This is a genomic window from Actinopolyspora lacussalsi subsp. righensis (genome assembly GCF_900116555.1).
GTDB lineage: Bacteria > Actinomycetota > Actinomycetes > Mycobacteriales > Pseudonocardiaceae > Actinopolyspora > Actinopolyspora lacussalsi.
This window is the reverse complement of the sequence record NZ_FPAT01000008.1, coordinates 218,239-234,054: the sequence shown is the minus strand read 5'-3', so window position 1 is coordinate 234,054 and position 15,816 is coordinate 218,239. Positions and strand designations below refer to the sequence as shown.

General features: G+C 68.0%; 14 protein-coding genes and 1 rRNA gene. 9 read left to right on the top strand and 6 right to left on the bottom strand.

The window, feature by feature from the left end; genetic code table 11:
* Positions 1–161 precede the first annotated feature (161 nt).
* From rrf to BM394_RS15845, 5 genes are all read left to right on the top strand, one after another.
* Positions 162–279: ribosomal RNA gene (rrf, locus tag BM394_RS15865) — 5S ribosomal RNA — on the top strand.
* A 103-nt stretch (positions 280–382) separates the two neighbouring features.
* Positions 383–1,228, top strand: a complete 846-nt coding sequence (locus BM394_RS15860; RefSeq protein ID WP_092979355.1) for a GNAT family N-acetyltransferase — start codon at positions 383–385, stop codon at positions 1,226–1,228.
* A 32-nt stretch (positions 1,229–1,260) separates the two neighbouring features.
* Complete coding sequence (locus BM394_RS15855; protein ID WP_092979353.1) at positions 1,261–2,013, top strand: type 1 glutamine amidotransferase; 753 nt, start codon at positions 1,261–1,263, stop codon at positions 2,011–2,013.
* Between the two features lie 55 nt (positions 2,014–2,068).
* Positions 2,069–5,149 carry a bifunctional [glutamine synthetase] adenylyltransferase/[glutamine synthetase]-adenylyl-L-tyrosine phosphorylase gene (locus tag BM394_RS15850; RefSeq protein ID WP_092979351.1) on the top strand — a complete coding sequence of 1,027 codons (3,081 nt, stop codon included), beginning with the start codon at positions 2,069–2,071 and terminating at the stop codon, positions 5,147–5,149.
* A 150-nt stretch (positions 5,150–5,299) separates the two neighbouring features.
* Positions 5,300–6,235 (top strand): NADP-dependent oxidoreductase, encoded by a 936-nt coding sequence (locus BM394_RS15845; protein ID WP_092979349.1) that lies wholly within the window; start codon positions 5,300–5,302, stop codon positions 6,233–6,235.
* A gap of 248 nt (positions 6,236–6,483) precedes the next feature.
* Here BM394_RS15845 and BM394_RS15840 read toward each other — a convergent pair whose 3' ends face one another.
* Positions 6,484–6,993 carry a DUF6194 family protein gene (locus tag BM394_RS15840; protein WP_092979347.1) on the bottom strand — a complete coding sequence of 170 codons (510 nt, stop codon included), beginning with the start codon at positions 6,991–6,993 and terminating at the stop codon, positions 6,484–6,486.
* 44 nt (positions 6,994–7,037) lie between these two features.
* On the opposite strand from BM394_RS15840, the gene BM394_RS15835 reads away from it, so the two are divergent.
* A complete protein-coding gene (locus BM394_RS15835; RefSeq protein WP_092979345.1) occupies positions 7,038–7,763 on the top strand; it encodes a MerR family transcriptional regulator in 726 nt (241 codons plus the stop codon).
* A 115-nt stretch (positions 7,764–7,878) separates the two neighbouring features.
* Here BM394_RS15835 and glnA read toward each other — a convergent pair whose 3' ends face one another.
* Positions 7,879–9,303 (bottom strand): type I glutamate--ammonia ligase, encoded by a 1,425-nt coding sequence (gene glnA, locus BM394_RS15830; RefSeq protein WP_092926994.1) that lies wholly within the window; start codon positions 9,301–9,303, stop codon positions 7,879–7,881.
* Positions 9,304–9,496: 193 nt separating this feature from the next.
* Here glnA and BM394_RS15825 point away from each other — a divergent pair, with 193 nt between their 5' ends.
* A complete protein-coding gene (locus BM394_RS15825; protein ID WP_165400667.1) occupies positions 9,497–9,952 on the top strand; it encodes an RDD family protein in 456 nt (151 codons plus the stop codon).
* Between the two features lie 239 nt (positions 9,953–10,191).
* Here the strand turns inward: BM394_RS15825 and BM394_RS15820 are convergent, their stop codons facing one another.
* Positions 10,192–10,917 (bottom strand): DUF4191 domain-containing protein, encoded by a 726-nt coding sequence (locus BM394_RS15820; protein WP_092979342.1) that lies wholly within the window; start codon positions 10,915–10,917, stop codon positions 10,192–10,194.
* Between the two features lie 334 nt (positions 10,918–11,251).
* Here BM394_RS15820 and BM394_RS15815 point away from each other — a divergent pair, with 334 nt between their 5' ends.
* Together BM394_RS15815 and BM394_RS15810 are read left to right on the top strand one after the other, a co-directional pair.
* Positions 11,252–12,478 carry a molybdopterin-dependent oxidoreductase gene (locus BM394_RS15815; protein WP_092979434.1) on the top strand — a complete coding sequence of 409 codons (1,227 nt, stop codon included), beginning with the start codon at positions 11,252–11,254 and terminating at the stop codon, positions 12,476–12,478.
* 1 nt (position 12,479) lies between these two features.
* Positions 12,480–12,965 (top strand): hypothetical protein, encoded by a 486-nt coding sequence (locus tag BM394_RS15810; protein WP_092979340.1) that lies wholly within the window; start codon positions 12,480–12,482, stop codon positions 12,963–12,965.
* A gap of 72 nt (positions 12,966–13,037) precedes the next feature.
* Here BM394_RS15810 and lipA read toward each other — a convergent pair whose 3' ends face one another.
* The 3 genes from lipA to BM394_RS15795 form a co-directional block, all read right to left on the bottom strand.
* The gene (gene lipA / locus BM394_RS15805; protein ID WP_092979432.1) at positions 13,038–14,039 is read right to left on the bottom strand and encodes a lipoyl synthase; all 1,002 of its coding nucleotides are present in this window, start codon (positions 14,037–14,039) and stop codon (positions 13,038–13,040) included.
* 194 nt (positions 14,040–14,233) lie between these two features.
* Positions 14,234–15,169 carry an oxidoreductase gene (locus tag BM394_RS15800; protein WP_092979338.1) on the bottom strand — a complete coding sequence of 312 codons (936 nt, stop codon included), beginning with the start codon at positions 15,167–15,169 and terminating at the stop codon, positions 14,234–14,236.
* A 53-nt stretch (positions 15,170–15,222) separates the two neighbouring features.
* A complete protein-coding gene (locus BM394_RS15795; protein WP_092979335.1) occupies positions 15,223–15,714 on the bottom strand; it encodes a hypothetical protein in 492 nt (163 codons plus the stop codon).
* Positions 15,715–15,816 lie beyond the last annotated feature (102 nt).

Sequence of the window (15,816 nt, the reverse complement as noted above, 5' to 3'; positions counted from 1 at the left end):
AACCCGCCGAACGGCGACACCCCCACAACACACCGCCCACCCGCGCACCGAACCCGCAAGCACACGCGATCTCGCCACCACTATACGGCTCCCAACACAGCCACCAGCCCCTATCAACTAACTACATACCGGCTGACCCAGTCGGCCCCATGGTTGTTTGGGTCGGTGGCCACAGCGGAGGAGACACGCCCGGTATCCATCCCGAACCCGGCAGCTAAGCCCTCCAGCGCCCCAGGTACTGCACCCCCACGGGTGTGGGAGACACGGACACCGCCGACCCAACCCCCCGAGACCGGCCCCACCCACCAGGGTGGGGCCGGACTCATACCCAGCCCCGAAAAACCCGATTGCCCGGGGACCGGATACCGACGATCATGCCGGTATGCACGTCGAACGCCACGACTCGTTCGCTTCCTTCCGGGAAACCGCCGAGCGGCTCTACCGGGCTGATCCCGTACGACACACCATTCCCGTGACGGTTCTGGCCGCGGCACGCAGTTACGAAGCCGGCCCCGCTCCCGTACTACTCACCCTGCACGAGGAACGAACCGTGCTGGGTGCTTATCTCCGCACGCCACCTTTTCCCGCGCATGTCGGTGCACTACCCGAAGCGGACGCCGCGGAACTCGTTGCCGCGCTGTGCGAACACGATCCGGATCCCGGAGCCCTGCTCGGCCCCACCGAACAGGTCGATCGGTTGGTGGCTGAATGGTGTCGCGCTACCGGAGCGACCCGCGAACTCCGGATACGACAGCGACTCTACGAATTGCACACCCCGGAATTCCCCACCGAAGTAGTGGGTGAAGAACGTGCTTTCTTCCACTCCGATCTTCCCTGGCTGGCGAACTGGCGAGCGGAATACGCCCGTGATGCCGGGGACGTCGGAGTCGGTACCGACGCATCGGAGCGGGAACTGCGGTCCTTCTTGGACAGCGGTCGGGTTCCGGTGCTCTGGTCCGCCGGCGGCCACCCGGTGGCGATGGCCTTCCACAGCACGCCGAAGTACGGGATGTCCCGGATCGGACACGTCTACACCCCCGCGCGGTTCCGTCGTAATGGATACGGAGCGGCTGTCACGTTGGCGGCTGCCCGGCGAGCCGTCGCGGCGGGCGCGGAGCGGGTCGTGCTGTTCGCTGACCTGGCCAATCCCACTTCGAACTCCGTATACCGGCGCATCGGTTTCCGGCCGGTGCACGACACCGACGAGATCGTGCTGCACCGGCTGTGACTCGGATCGCTCCCGTTCGTATCCTGGCAGCTATGACCGGAGTGCGGATTCTCGTGGTGCAACCGTCCGAAAACCTCCCGCTCGGCATGTTGGGGGACTGGTTCGTCGAACTCGGAGCCGAGCTGGAGGTGCGCGATCCGCATCGGGAGGAACTCCCGGAGACGGCGGAGGACTACGCCGGGCTGGTGGTACTCGGTGGTGAGACGAACGCCGGAGCCGATCTCGAACATCCCTGGCTGAGTTCGGTGCGGAAACTGCTCAGCACCGCCACGTCGGCCGGGATCCCGGTGCTGGCGCTCGGCCTCGGGGCACAGCTGCTGGCGATGGCGACCGGTGGTCGGATCGCCACCCGCCGCGACGGCCCTGAAGCGGGGACGTTGCTGGTGGCGAAGCGGGACACCGCGGCCGAGGACGTGCTCGTCGGGCCGCTGCCGCTCACCCCGGATGTGTTCCAGTTTCACCGGGACGAGATCAGTACCCTCCCCCCTACCGCTCAGCTGCTGGCGGCCTCCCCCAAGGGTGAGAACCAGGCGTTTCGAGTCGGGTCGCGTGCCTACGGTTTCCAGTTCCACGTCGAGACCACCCCCGAAGTGGTACGTGGCCTGGCCGAAGCGGATCCGGAGTTGGCGGCAGCGGCCCGCGGCGGCCAGTTCGACGCCGAGCATCTCCGTGAATTCCACGCCGATCTCGCGGAGACCTGGCAGCCGGTGGCGCGGCGGTTCTACGAGCTCGCCGCCACGCCGCCGGAGGAACGAACCACCACGCGTTCCCTGCCGCTGGCCTGAACGAAGTCCGCTACCGGGATCCCCGCCGACCGTCGCTTCGGATTACGGTACGGACATGGCCCAAGCCAACTGGCAGCGCTCCGGGGCGGTGCCGTCGCCCGCGCGGTACGGATTCAGCGACGTCGAACGAGCCGAGGCCCAGCTCCGCGCGGCGGGCTGGTGGGGGGACAGCGGCCCGTTGCCCGAGACGGAACCGGTGCTGGAGACCCTCTCCCGCACGCCCGATCCCGATCTCGCCCTGCACTCCGTGGATCGGCTGCGTGAGTCGTCCGAAGCGGAATGGACGGAACTCGAGCGTCGGCTGTCCAGCGAGTCGGAACTGCGAGCCAGGCTCCTCGCCACTATCGGCTACTCGAGCGCGCTGGCCGACCACCTGGTCGCGCACCCCGCCGACTGGCGTCGCCTGGCGGGTGACGACATCCGGCAGCGCGGTGTCCGGGAATTCAGCGCCGAGCTGTTGTACAGCGTCGGCGCGATGACCACCTCCTCACCGGGAGGCGGAATCCCGGAACTTCCGGTGGCCACGGTGGACAGCAGTACCGCGGTGACCCCGCTTCGTGCCGCCTATCGCGGCCTGCTGCTGGAGATCGCCGCCGCCGACCTGGCCGGATCCGTCGATCCGAGCATCACCGCTCCCTCGTACGAGGAGATCACCGGCAGGCTCTCCGACGCGGCGGTCGCCGCGTTGCGCGCGGCGTGGGCGGTGGCCGCCTCCGAGCTGTCCGGGCAGCACACGCCGCGTCTCTCGGTGATCGCGATGGGCAAGTGCGGCGGCAGGGAACTGAACTACGTCAGCGATGTCGACGTCGTGTTCGTGGCCGACTCGGAGGAGGACGTCGCACCGGCCACACGGCTGGCGAGCACGCTCATGCGCGTCGCGGGCGCCGCCTTCTTCGACGTGGATGCCGCCCTCCGGCCGGAGGGCAAGGCCGGGGCGCTGGTGCGCACGCTGGAAGGACATCTGAGCTACTACCGTCGCTGGGCCCGTACCTGGGAGTTCCAGGCGCTGCTCAAGGCGCGCCCGGTGGCGGGCGACACCGAGCTGGGCGAGCGCTACTCGGAGGCGGTTCGGCCGTTGATCTGGACGGCCGCGGAACGGGAGGACTTCGTCACCGACGTGCGCTCCATGCGGCAACGTGTCGAACAGCACGTCCCCGCCGAGCAGACCGATCGCGAACTCAAGCTCGGCAGGGGCGGACTGCGCGACGTGGAGTTCGCGGTGCAGCTGTTGCAGCTGGTGCACGGCAGAGGGGACGAGCACATCCGGTCTCGCTCCACCATGACGGCGCTTCGCTCGTTGGGCGAACGTGGGTACGTGGCCCGCAGCGACGCCGGTGCGATGGCCGATTCCTACGCCTTTCTGCGTGGCGTGGAACACCGGTTGCAGCTGCGCAGGTTGCGACGCACCCACCTGTTCCCTCCTTCGACGGAGCGGGCCACGCTCCACCACCTGGCGCGCGCGTTGGGGATGCGTTCGCAGGGCAGCCAGGAGGCGGCCGACGTGCTGCTCGGTGAGTACCGCAGACAGGGCAACCGGGTGCGCAGGTTGCACGAGAAGTTGTTCTACCGGCCGCTGCTGGAGTCGGTCGCGAAGGTGCCCACCGAGGCGTTGCGGCTGACCACCGGGGCAGCGGTTGACCGGTTGGCAGCGTTGGGCTACACCTCCCCGGAGGGGGCGTTGCGCCACATCGCGGCGCTGACCTCGGGGATGACGCGTCGTGCGAGCATCCAGGGCACCCTGCTGCCGGTGCTGCTGGACCTGCTGGGCCGAACTCCCGATCCGGACGGCGGGCTGTTGGCGTACCGCAACGTTTCCGAGGCGCTCGCGGACACCCCGTGGTATCTGCGGTTGTTGCGGGACGAGGCAGTGGTCGCCGAACGGCTCGCCTTCCTGCTGGGCACTTCGAAGCTGGTTCCCGAGTTGCTGGTACGCGCTCCCGAAGTGCTGCGACTGTTGGCCGACACCGCGGAACTGTCCGAACGGGATCCGACGGAGGTGGCCGGTTCGCTGTGCAGCGCGGTGGCGCGGCACAGCGATCCGGAGCGGGCTGCCTCGGCGGCACGTTCGCTGCGCAGGCACGAGTTGCTGCGGGTGGCGGCGGGAGATCTGCTCGGGGTGATCCAGCCGCACGACGTGTTCGCCGCGCTCTCCACGGTGTGGGTGGCGGTGTTGCAGGCCACGTTGGACGCCGCTGTCCGTGACGTGGCGGCCAGGTCGGAGTGGTCGGCTCCCGACGGTGGGGTCGACGGTGCCGCGCGGCCCGCCAGGATCGCCGTGATCGGGATGGGCAGGCTGGGAGGTGCCGAACTCGGCTACGGTTCCGACGCCGACGTGATGTTCGTCTGCGAGCCGGCCGAGGGGGCGGACGACAGTACCGCCGTGCGGTTCGCGACCGCTGTGGTCGAGCAGGTGCGCAGGCTGTTGGGCAAGCCGAGTCAGGACCCGCCGTTGGAGGTGGACACCGATCTACGGCCGGAAGGGAGGTCGGGGCCGCTGGTCCGGACGCTGGACTCCTATCTGAACTACTACCGGAGATGGGCCCAGATCTGGGAGGCCCAGGCGTTGTTGCGGGCGCGTCCGGTGGCGGGGGATGCCGAGCTGGGGGAGAGGTTCCGCTCCGCCGTGGACCCGATCCGCTATCCGGAAGGTGGACCGGACGCGGGCAGGGTACGTGAGATTCGACGTATCAAGGCACGGGTCGATGCCGAGCGGTTGCCGCGCGGTGCCGATCCGACCACCCACACCAAGCTGGGGCGCGGCGGACTGGCCGATGTGGAGTGGACGCTGCAGCTGTTGCAGCTGCGTTTCGCCCACGAGTTCCCCGAACTGCGCACGACCTCGACGATCGGTGGGTTGCGCGCCGCTGCCGGTGCCGGACTGCTGACCGAAGAGGACGCGGCGACCCTGGAGAGCGCGTGGACGCTGGCCATGCGGGCGCGCAACGCCGTGATGCTGGTGCGGGGCAAGGGAAGTGATCAGCTTCCCAAGCACTCCAGGGAGCTCAACGCGGTGGCCGCGGCGTTGGGCTATCCGAGCGGCTCGGACTCCGGTCAGGTGATGGACGACTACCTGCGCGCGACCCGGCGTGCCAGGAGCGTGGTCGAACGGGTCTTCTACGAGGACGTGCTGAGTTGACCGGAGTTTCCGGGGGCGGGAGCCCGGCAGGTGCGACCTCCACCGGTTCTCGTCACCGTCGACCGGGCGGTCGGAAAGCTCGGCCGGCGGGCCGGACGCGCTGCTCCGAATGCCGGAATAAGATCGCGACGAAACGTCGTTGCAGGGACCATGAAGGCTATCGCGCTCACCGAATTCGGCGAACCCGACGTTCTTTCGTACCAGGAGTTGGACGATCCGCTGGTGGGTCCCGACCGAGTGCTCGTCGAGACCAGGGCGGCGGGGGTGAACCCGGTGGACTGGAAGATCCGCCGTGGTTACCTGCGCGGTCTCTTCCCGCACCACACGCCGTTGATCTCCGGTTGGGACCTCGCGGGCGTGGTCCGTGCCGTCGGGCCCGCCGTGACCGAGTACGAACCCGGGGACGAGGTCGTGGGCTACGTGCGCGAGGACCACGTGCAGCACGGCACCTATGCTGAGCTGGTCGCCGCTCCGGTGCGCACCCTGGCCCACAAACCGGGCGCGGCGGACTTCACGCAGGCCGCGGGACTACCGCTGGCCGGACTCACCGCGCTGCAGATGCTGCAGGCGGTGGAGACCGGCACCGACGATTCCGTGCTGGTGCACGCCGCGGCAGGCGGTGTCGGGCACCTCGCGGTACAGATCGCGTTCGCGCTGGGGGCCTCCCGGGTGATCGGGACCGCCTCGGAACGCAATCATGATTTCCTACGGGAGCTGGGAGCCGAGCCGGTCACCTACGGCCCGGGGTTGCAGGGGCGCGTCGCCGAGCTCGTCGGTGGTGACGGCAAGGTCGACACCGCGATCGACATGGCCGGTGGAACCGCGCTGCGCGAAACCCCGGAGATCCTGCGGGACAGCTCGCGGCACGCCTCGGTGGAGGATCCCGAGACCGTGCTGCAGCAGGGCGGGCACTACGTGTTCGTCCGACCGGACACCGAGGACCTGACCTGGTTGAGCAAGCTGATCGATCGCGGTCAGCTGCGGGTAGAGGTGCAGCGCACCTTCCCGCTGCGCGACGCGGCCCAGGCGCACGAACTGCTGGAGCAGGGCCACGTGCGGGGCAAGCTGGTACTCACCGTCGACTGAACCGAAGCCACCCACCCGTGAGAGTGCGTCGGGCGCGGTGCCGTGCTCGTGAGGCCCGCACCGCGCCCGGCGTGGACGAATCCTGCCGCTCGGTTGTTCTCCGTGGGTGGGTTGCTGGGCCGAACCCGGTGATGACGGTGCTTGTTCGGCGCCTGCCGCACGCGTTCAGCGGCAGGCCGAGTACCAGCGCTCGACGTCACGGATGCCGAGCCGTTCCCCGATCCCGTGGCAGCGGCTCACGCGGTGTCTCACTGCTCCGGTCCGCTGCTGTGATTGTGCTCGGTCTCGGGCGTTCGGCGGTCGACGTGGCGCCGTTGTTTTTCGTACGCGCCGTGCAGGAGATCAACCAGGGTGGCCACGGTCCGTTCCGCCGGATTCACGACAGCCACCCAGCCGCGAGCACCGTACACGGGATGGGGCATGAACACGTCCGATTCACCGAATTCCCGCGATTTCTTGTCGCTCGAGTCGAAGTCGCGGGGGGTTTCGCCGGTGAGCTCGATGAATGTCGACCGGCCGACATCGACATTCACGCGGTATCGGTCCGCTGCCCCCAGGTTCGACGACGGCTCGCCGGGATAGTCCTTCGTGACGACCGTGGCGAACGGCTGGTGGTGCCGCGGGATTCGCCCGTCCGGTGAGTAGTAGAAGAAGTGGTCGCCCCAGGCGATCTCGGGAAACTCGCTTCCCGCGCCGGGCGCGAGCTCGAGGATTCCTTCGAATTCGCGGACCGCGCTGAGGATGTGGTGCATACTCATGGTTCGAGCGTGGCATTGAAGTGCTTGTGGAGGGTTAGACCGCTGTGAATGATTCGGGGGCACACCGGGGGAGTCTCAACACCTCCGCCGTTGCCGCGGCCGCGGGCTACTCACCCCAACAGGTCCGTGATCTCGAACGGCTGGGAGTCATCCCGGCTGTCCCTCGAACCGTGAACGGATACCGTGAGTTCTCCAGCGTCCATCTGCTCGCGCTGCGCACCTACCGCAACCTGGCCGTCGCCATCGGCCCGGTGGAGGCGAGAGATGTTCTTCGGCGAGTGCCAACCCTTCCCATCGACGAGGCGGTGGCGCTGATCAGTTCTTTGCACGGCAAGCTCGTCCGTGCGCGGGAGGACGCCCTCGAAGCCCAACGAGCGCTGCTGTCGATACGCGACGAAGCCGTGTACGACTCCGAAACCGGTGCGGCGGACACCATGACGATCTCGGAACTGGCCACGGCCCTCGGCGTTCGCACATCGACGCTGCGGTTCTGGGAACAAGCCGGATTGGTGGCCCCGGAACGCGTGACCAGTCGCAGCGTTCGCCGATATCCCTTGTCCGCGATCCGAGAGGCTCGCATCACCGCCGCGCTACGCGCAGCGGGTTACCGGATCCCCGATATCCGTAAAACCATGCACGACATCCGAGAGCTCCACGAGATCGACGATCCGATCGCGGCACTACGAGCCAGAATCGACGTCATCGCGCAGCGCACACTCGCCCTTCTCACAGCAGGCACCGATCTCACGGAAATCATCCGGAACGGCTAGCCCGCTACCTCCCTGATACGACTTCCGCGCCGAACAGGCGGCGAGCGGAACAGCACACGACAGAGTGGGCCCCGCCGCGGCGGGGCCCACTCGTGTCACGCGGTGCGTCGGTCGATCACACGTCGAAGTACATCGCGAACTCGTGCGGGTGCGGACGCAGCCGGATCGGGTCGATCTCGTTCTCCCGCTTGAGCGAGATGAAGTTCTCCAGCAGGTCCTCGGTGAACACGCCGCCTTCCAGCAGGTACTCGTGGTCGGACTCGAGGTTGTCCACCGCGTCGCTGAGGCTGGAGGGAACCTGCGGCACGTTCTTGGCCTCTTCCGGCGGCAGCTCGTAGAGGTCCTTGTCGATCGGGTCCGCGGGCTCGATCTTGTTGCGGATGCCGTCCAGGCCCGCCATCAGCATCGAGGCGAAGCCGAGGTAGGGGTTACCGGACGGGTCGGGGCAGCGGAACTCTACGCGCTTGGCCTTCGGGTTCGTCCCGGTGATCGGGATGCGCATGCAGGCCGAGCGGTTCCGCTGCGAGTAGACCAGGTTCACCGGTGCCTCGAAGCCGGGCACCAGGCGGTGGTAGGAGTTCACCGTGGGATTGGTCAGCGCCAGCAGGCTCGGGGCGTGGTGCAGGATGCCGCCGATGTAGTACCGCGCCGTGTCCGACAGTCCCGCGTACCCGGACTCGTCGTGGAACAGCGGCGAGCCGCCCTGCCACAGCGACATGTGGCAGTGCATACCGGAGCCGTTGTCACCGAACAGCGGCTTCGGCATGAAGGTCACGGTCTTGCCGTGCCGCCAAGCGGTGTTCTTGATGATGTACTTGAACAGCTGCAGGTCGTCGGCGGCGTGCAGCATCGTGTTGAACTTGTAGTTGATCTCTGCCTGGCCGCCGGTGCCCACCTCGTGGTGGGCCCGCTCCACCTCGAACCCGGCCTTGGCGAGCTCGGTGCTCATCTCGTCGCGCAGGTCGGCGTAGTGGTCGTACGGCGAGACCGGGAAGTAACCGCCCTTGTAGCGGGTCTTGTAACCCAGGTTTCCGCCGTCCTCGGCGCGGCCGGTGTTCCACCAGCCCTCGATCGAGTCGACCTCGTGGAACGAGGAGTTCGCGTCCTCGGAGTAGCGCACCGAGTCGAAGATGTAGAACTCGGCCTCGGAGGCGAAGAAGGCCGTGTCGGCGATGCCGGACTCGTTCAGGTACTGCTCCGCCTTGCGGGCGATGTTGCGCGGGTCGCGGCTGTAGGGCTCCAACGTGAACGGGTCGTGCACGAAGAAGTTGAGGATCAGCGTCTTCTCGATCCGGAACGGGTCGATACGAGCCGTGTACGGGTCGGGCAGCAGCAGCATGTCCGACTCGTGGATCGACTGGAAACCACGCACCGACGAACCATCGAAGGCCAGCCCCTCGGTGAAGGTGTCGTGGTCGAACGCCGAAGCGGGAACGGTGAAGTGCTGCATGACGCCCGGCAGGTCGCAGAACCGGACATCGACGAACTTCACGCCCTCGTCGGAGATGAAGCGTAGGACCTCGTCTGGATTCTTGAACACCCTCGATGGCTCCTTCACGCATTGGTGCCGCTCACCGGCCATTCCTCGTCGCCGGCTCGTGAATGAGGCTAGGGGGGCGGTGTTGCTCGGTCGTCACCCGCGTGTTTCGCCGACGTTAACGAAACGGTCCGTTGTCTCCGGGATGGAGCGGGCGTCAGTTCGGAGCGCTCGAACGCCCCCGTATGCTGGTCACGTGGGTAGAATACTCGGTTCCTGGCTCTCCGGCCCCGCATCCGTGCGGGAGTCGGGGCAACCGGAGCAACGCTGGCGGGGCGAACGTCTGGGACTGCCCGAGCAGGGCTCCGGATCGGTGGCGCCCACGGGACGGCGAGCACTGGGTTTTCTGGTGGACATCGTGCTCGCGGCGCTCGTGGCAGGGCTGTTCACGGCTCCGGAGCTGCCCGGAAACTGGAGTCTGGTCTCGTGGGCGCTGATCACGGTGCTGCCGGTCGCGTTCTTCGGGTTCACACCCGGAATGGCGGTGACGCGGATCTGGGTGGCACGCGTCGACGCGACCCCGAGCGTGGGGCTGCCGCGTGCGCTGCTTCGCTGCGTGCTGACTGCCGTGCTGGTGCCCGCCGTGCTGTGGAACCTCGACGGGCGTTCCTGGCACGACAGGCTCAGCGGCACCGTGGTGCTGTGTCGCTGACCTCGGACGGGCCGCTGACCTCCTCGGACGGGCCGTGCTCTCGCGCGGCGTCGACTTGGCCGTGACAGCCGGTGTGCCGCTGAAACCGTGTAACCGACAACAGCCGTGCGATTCCGACAGCCGCCGTGTAACACCACGGCGGATCGGTTCACTCCTTCGGAGGAGCCGAGTAATCCGCCCTTCATCGGGTGGAAAAGCGGGCGGAAAGCGCGGCACGCGCCGCGCTCTGCCGTGCTCGGTTACTTCCTGCGGCTCGCGCGCTGCATGTTGCGCATCTTCGCACCCTGCGGCGCGGGACCCTTCGGCATCGGGTTGGCCCTGTTGCCCAGCGCTTCGAGCTGCTTCTCCAGCGAGTCGATCTGACCGGCGTTGATGTTGCGGGGCAGCTTCATGATGTTGGACTGCAGTTTCCGCAGCGGAACCTGCTCCTGCCCGTCACCGACCATGATCTCGTAGATCGGTGTCTCGCCGACCAGCCGCGAGATGCGCTTCTTCTCCTGGGCCATCAGGCTCTTGACCCGGTGCGGTTCACCCTCGCCGACGAGGACGATTCCGGGCTTGCCCACGAGCCGGTGCACCGCGTCCAGCTGGCTGTTGCCGGTGATGCCCTGGGTCAGCTCCCACTTGCCGCGCATGTTCTCCAGCGCCCAGCCCGCCGCGCCCGGTTGGCCGCTGGCCTTGCTGTAGACGTTGCGCTGTACGCGCCTGCCGAACACGATCACCGCGCCCAACGCGCCGAGGGCCACACCCACGGGCAGGAAGAACCACTCCAACCCCCAGACGAGGCCGAGCAGGAACGCGACGACCGCCGCACCGAGCAGTACCGCCAGCATCAGCGGTACCAGCAGCCGGTCCTCTCGGCGTTGCATCTTGAACGCCTCGAACAGCTGTTTAAAACGACCTCTCGACGCCTGTCGTCTCTGTTTGGCCGCTTCTTTCTTCGCGGCTCGGTCCTGCTTGGCCATAGCTCCAGGATACGGCGCGGTCCCTCGGACGCGTCCATACGGTCCGGGGCGTTTCCCGCCGCGAAACGCGCCGGAGGGAGGCATCGCCGTCGTACACTGCCCGCCAGGACCGTCGCTCACGGAGGTGCTGCAGGTGTGCCGGGCTGCCGTGTTCCAACTGGACGCCACTTACCGGGCCGTCGGCGCGTCCCCACCGCCGGAGCTCGGGAACATCCGCTCCGCTCCGCGTGAGGAAACACGTCGTGATCCGTGGGAGGAACTCCCGTTCGGTTCTCCGGCCGGTGTGTGGCGATCGTTGGCCCGGCTCCGTCCCGCCGGGGTGCATCGGAACCGGATGTGGCGCAGTCCGCTGCGCGGGCCCTGGCTGACCTCGGTGCTCGGTGCCGTGCTGCTGGTGACGCTACCGCTGGTGACCATCACCGGGCTGCTTTCCTACATCGCCTACGGCCCGCGGTTCGGACAGGCGTTTCCCCGTGAGGTCGGTTGGTTGCGGCTGCCCGCCTTCGACTGGCCGACCAGCCCGGCCTGGTTGTACGTGCTCAACCAGGGGACGCACGTGATTCTCGGGCTGGTGCTCATCCCGGTCGTGCTGGCGAAGCTCTGGTCGGTGGTGCCGAAACTGTTCGAATGGCCCCCTGCCCGCTCGCCGGCCAAGGTCCTGGAACGCCTCGCGCTGCTGCTGTTGGTCGGGGGCGTCCTCTTCGAGATCGTCACCGGTGTCCTCAACATCCAGTACGACTACGTGTTCGGCTTCAGCTTCTACACCGCGCACTACTACGGCGCCTGGGTGTTCATCGCGGGATTCGTCGTGCACGTGGCGCTCAAGATCCCCCGCATGCTCGCCGCGCTGCGATCACGTTCGCCGTGTTCCGTACTGCGAACCACGCGGGCCGAAACCCGTCCCGAACCGTTGGACAGCACCGGTCTGGTGGCCGCCGAGCCCGCCGCGCCCACCATGAGCCGTCGTGGCGCGCTCGGTCTGGTGGGAGCCGGATCCCTGCTGCTGGGGGTGCTCAGCATCGGCCAGGTGGTGGGAGGCCCCGCTCGTCGCGCGGCCCTGTTGTTGCCCCGCGGCAGAAGCTACGGTTCCGGTCCCAACGACTTCCAGGTCAACCGCACTGCCGAGGCAGCGCGGATAGATCCCGCCGATACGGGGGAGAGCTGGCGGCTGGTGCTGCGCTCCCGGAACGGGGCCACCCGGTTCTCCCGACGGGAGCTGCTGGGAATGCCGCAGCACACCGCGACCCTGCCGATCGCCTGTGTGGAGGGGTGGGCCACGACCCAACGCTGGAGCGGGGTACGGCTGCGTGAGCTGGCGGTGCTGGTCGGGGTTCCCGATCCGACCTGGGCCAGGGTGAGTTCGATCGAGACCGTCGGTGCGTTCCGGGCGGCCACGCTGCAGTCCAACCAGGTGCTCGATCCCGACGCGCTGTTGGCGCTGCGGGTCAACGACGTCGACCTCGCCATGGACCACGGTTACCCGGCCAGAGTGATAGTGCCCGCGTTGCCGGGGGTGCACAACACCAAGTGGGTGCGTGACATCGAATTCGGGAGCGATTGAGATGCGCGTGTTGCTCCGCCGGTTCTCGCGGGCCTACGGTGCCGCTCCGCACCAGCTGCTACTGGTACTGGGGGCTTTCGCGCTGACCGCCTACGTGGTGGTGGTGCTCGTGCCCGATCCGAGCTTCACTCGGATGTTGGTCTGGTTCCTGGCCGCGGTGGTGCTGCACGACCTGGTGCTGTTCCCCGTCTACGCGGGGGCGGATCGGCTGCTCCGCGCCGGTGCCCGTCGCGGGAGGACGGCCGTGGGGTGGATCAACCACGTACGCGTGCCGGTGCTCGGATCCGCGTTGCTGCTGCTGGTGTTCCTGCCCGGCATCATCGAGCAGGGGGAGTTCACCTACTACGCGGCGACCGGACAGACCCAGCAGCCCTTCCTGGGACGCTGGTTACTGCTCACCGCCGCGATGTTCGCGCTTTCCGCGCTGTGGTACCTGGTTCGCGTCATGCGCTCCCGGCACCTCGGCGTCGGCAGGGACGGGAATTGATCCACCAGCCACGACTCGCCGATGCCGTCCCCCGGAGCGCGTGGGCGTCCCCCACGCGCTCCGGGGAGCGGTTCAGCGGGAGAGCAGGTTGCTGGCCTCCTGGGCGGCGGTTCCCGCCTGCGCCAGGTGCGCGAGGTTCTCCGACAGCGGCATGCCGCGGTGCTCGGTCGCCTTGGCGTACAGCCGTCCCGCCCGATAGCTGGAGCGGACCAGCGGGCCCGCCATGACGCCCGGGAAACCGATGCGCTCCGCCGCCTTGGTGTGCTCGACGAACTCCTCGGGCTTGACCCAGCGGTCCACCGGGTGATGCCGGGGGCTGGGACGCAGGTACTGCGTGATGGTGATGATGTCGCAGCCCGCCTCGTGCAGGTCCCGCAGGGTGGGCTCGACCTCCTCGGGCGTCTCGCCCATGCCGAGGATCAGGTTCGACTTGGTCACCAGACCCGCCTCACGCGCGAGGGTGAGGACCTTCAGCGAGCGGTCGTAGCGGAACGCGGGGCGCATCCGCTTGAACACGCTCGGCACGGTCTCGATGTTGTGCGCGAGCACCTCGGGGCGCGACCCGAACACCTCGGCGAGCTGGTCCGGCTCGGCGTTGAAGTCGGGGATCAGCAGTTCGACACCCGTACCGGGGTTGAGCTCGTGGATCCGGCGCACCGTCTCCGCGTACAGCCACGCGCCGCCGTCGTCGAGGTCGTCGCGGGCCACACCGGTCACCGTCGAATAGCGCAGCCCCATGGCCTGCACTGACTCGGCGACCTTGCGCGGTTCGGTGGTGTCGAGCTCGGCGGGTTTGCCCGTGTCGATCTGGCAGAAGTCGCACCGGCGGGTGCACTGGTCACCGCCGATGAGGAACGTGGCCTCCCGGTCCTCCCAACACTCGAAGATATTGGGACAACCCGCCTCCTCGCAGACGGTGTTGAGGCCCTCGCGCCGCACCAGCCCCTTGAGTTCCTGGTACTCCGGACCCATGCGAGCGCGCGTTTTGATCCAGGACGGCTTCTTCTCGATCGGCGTCTGACTGTTGCGGGCTTCGAGCCGCAACAACTTCCGCCCCTCCGGCGCCACAGTCACGACCACAGGCTACGCCCCGACCACCGGTGCTCGACAATGACCGAACTCACCCGATCCCGCTCTTCACCGAAACAGCGTGCCGCCCCGGCGCGGCTGTTCGGCGGGTCCTTACCCGAGGTCTCCGTCCCGGAGCGAGAGCCGGTGGGAGGTTCCGCCGAGCGGGTAGCTCGCCGACCCGCCCGGAAAAACTTCGATCAGAACGGTTCGGGAGAGATCCCGGTCAGCTCCGCGGTGAGCTCCCACAGCCGTGCCGCGCTCGTGTCGTTCCGCGCGGCCGGATTGAGCCGGGCCCGTTTGGGATGGCCGCGGACCTCGGCCAGTCGTGCCGGCCCGAAGTAGTCGCCGCCTGCCACGTTCGGTGCGGTGGCCGCGTACAGCTGTGGCAGTGCTCCGAGTTCCACCCGTTGGGTGATCAGTGTGTTGCCCTTGCTCACCGCGGCACTGACGACGCCGGGGAGCGCGCGGTGCCGTGCGGAGTTGGGGGCCAGTTCCGTGGCGGTCATACCGGGGTGGGCCGCGGTGCTGGTGATGTCGAGTCCGGCCGATCGGAGTCTGGAGTCGAGTTCCCTGGTGAACAACAGGTTCGCCAGTTTCGACTGGGAGTAGGCACGCAGCGGCGAGTAGCGGCGGCGCCGGAAGTTCGGATCAGTGGTGTCCAACCCGCTGCCGTGGTGGGCGAGGCTGGAAAGCGTCACCACCCGGGAGTGCCTTCCACCGCGCAACGCTGGCATCAGCAGCCAGGTCAACGCGGCGTGCCCGAGGTGGTTGGTCCCGAACTGCAGCTCGAAACCGTCCGCGGTGTGCCGGAACGGCGTTGCCATCACACCCGCGTTGTTCATCAGCACCTCGAGGCGGTCACCGGTGCGTTCCCTGATTCGCGAAGCCGCCTCGCGTACCGAGCTCAGGTCGGCCAGGTCGAGCTCGACGACCTCGGGGCGCACGTGCGCCGATCCCTCGATTCGCTCCGCGGCCTGCTTGCCGCGTTCGGGGTCCCGGCAGCCGAGCAGCACCCGTGCTCCCCGGGAGGCCAGCACCTGTGCGCTTCGCAGTCCCAGCCCAGAGTTGGCGCCGGTGATCAGCACCGTCCGCCCCGACTGGTCCGGTACGGCGGTCTCGTCCCATTTGGTCATGACCGCATTTCTATATCCCGCCGAGGTTTCGAACAACTCTCGCGTTTGGGGTTTCAGACCGTGACCGGCGCCGGGGTGTGCGGTTCGGTGTGCTCAGCGGCGTGCAGCAGGCGCGACAACGCCGCTCCGGAGCGGCTTATCTCGGCATCCGGCTCCGAGTGCTCGGCCACGCCGGCTGTCAGCGCCAGCAGGCGTCGCTCCCGTTCCACGGCTTCCCGCAGTTCGCCCTTCGGGGCAGTGGCGTGTCGGTCCAGCGCCGCGCGCAGCACGGGATTCTCGGCCGCGGTGTCCTGCCAGGCCAGCCGAGCGGCCTCCAGCCTGTCACCGCTGCTGCCGTCGCACTCGCTCAGTCGCGTGTCGAGTCGACCGGTCAGCTGCTGCGTCCATTTGTGCTGCAGCGCGCACAGCAGTCGCTGCCTGTCGGCGAACACGTCCGACAGTTCGTCGTGATTTCGGGGGTCCGGAAGCCGGTCCGGGGTTCGCGCCAGCCGCTCCAGCAGGAATCCGATCGCTTGTTGTCTGCGGTGGAACCGTTGCCAGGACATGCCTACCTCGCAAGTTGGCCGTACCTGTGGTGTGTGGCATACCGACGGTATGTCGCTTGTGGTGACGTTATCAGCCCGTACGCACCGACGGTATGGTGAAGC